Annotated in this window: 1 protein-coding gene; it reads left to right on the top strand. The window is 27.8% G+C overall.

The window, feature by feature from the left end:
- Positions 1–84 precede the first annotated feature (84 nt).
- A complete protein-coding gene (locus KQI71_RS12210; RefSeq protein ID WP_216436390.1) occupies positions 85–1545 on the top strand; it encodes a transposase in 1461 nt (486 codons plus the stop codon).
- Positions 1546–1719 lie beyond the last annotated feature (174 nt).

Genomic DNA, 1719 nt, shown 5'->3' with positions numbered 1-1719 from the left:
CGAAACAATTAAAAAGTATGTAGAAAATCAAAAGAAGAGATATTAGAAAAAGAGAATATTATATTAGAAAGTGAGGTGAATATTATGGCAAACTTTATTGTTGAATTTCCATTAAAAACGGAAAAATATCAAGAAGATATTTTAAATAAGCGTTTTGAGATTGGAAGAAAAATCTATAATTCTTTAGTTAATGTAACACAGAAACGTTATAAGGAAATGATTAAAACTAAGAGATATCGTACTCTTCTATCTTCGTTGTCTGAGAATAAAAAGTCTGATAAAGAAATTTGGAAACAAATAAACGATATGCGAAAACAATATAACATGTCAGAATATTCATTTCATGAAGACGTAAAGAAAATGCAAAAACATTTTAAAAATAATATTGATTCTTTTACTTCTCAAAAGATTGCAACAGCATTATGGAAATCTTATGATAAATTATTCTATGGAAATGGCAAGAAAGTTTATTATAAGAAATATGGTGAATTAAATTCACTTGAAGGAAAATCTAACAAAACAGGAATCAGAATAATTAATGATACTCTTGTTTGGAATGGGTTAAAAATTCCAATTTTAATTGATTATAACAATCATTATGAATATCAGGCTATGCAATGCGATATTTGCTACAACAGAATTATTAGGAAATATGTAAGAAATAAATATAAATTCTATGTTCAAGTAGTCTTTAAAGGAAATCCACCTGTCAAAGTGGATACTGAAACTGGTGAAATTAAACATTGTATTGGTAATGGTGATGTTGGTTTGGATATTGGAACTAGAACTATTGCTATTTCAAGCCAATCCGATGTAAAAATATTAGAACTTGCTGATAGAGTCCAGAATATTGAAAACCAGAAACAGAAAATTCTGAGAAAGATGGATAGGTCAAGACGAGCTACTAATCAAGATAATTATAATGAAGATGGAACTATTAAAAAACAAGGAAATAAGAAAGTCAGATGGAACAAATCAAATCACTATATTAAATATCAAAATGAATTAAAGGAATTATATAGAAAGCAAGCAGATATAAGAAAGTATCAGCATGAATGTTTAGCAAACTATATTATATCTCTTGGAAATAAAGTATATGTTGAGAAAATGAATTTTGCAGGACTTCAGAAACGTGCTAAAAATACTAAAAAGAATGATAAAGGAAAGTACAAGAAAAAGAAACGTTTCGGTAAATCATTAGCAAACAAAGCGCCATCTATGTTATTAACAATAACAGATAGAAAACTAAATTATTTTGGCGAGAAATTAATAGAAATAAACACATTTGAAGCGAAAGCAAGTCAGTTTAATCATTTTGATAAAACATATACAAAGAAAACTTTATCACAAAGATGGAATGATTTCGATGGTATAAAAATTCAAAGGGATATGTACAGCGCTTTCTTAATAATGAATATAAGTGATGACTTGAAAAGTTTTAATATTGATAAGTGTAATGATAGATTTGAAAATTTCTATCGACTTCATAATTTAGAAGTAGACAGACTAACTGGTAAGAAGAATTTAAGTAGTATCGCAATTTGAAAAAGAAAATATACAAATAGGTTTTGACATGAGCCTTATGCTATCGCTAATGGATGCAATGGTATCTTTGGTAGTGAAAGTTTTGTAGAAGTTCATTAGTCTCATATGCTTTCGAGTATATTTGGAAGTGAATGTATATAAGAACCCAACGTGCTTTAGCTGTTGGAGTGTCAG

This window comes from Anaerostipes sp. MSJ-23 (assembly GCF_018918155.1).
Classification (GTDB): Bacteria; Bacillota; Clostridia; order Lachnospirales; family Lachnospiraceae; genus Anaerostipes.
The sequence above is the reverse complement of the archived record's forward strand: the minus strand, read 5'-3'. Positions and strand labels throughout refer to the sequence as shown.

What these genes read in the sequence shown, in the direction of transcription:
- KQI71_RS12210 (WP_216436390.1), top strand. Translation starts at nt 85, where the DNA reads ATGGCAAACTTTATTGTTGAATTTCCATTAAAAACGGAAAAATATCAA.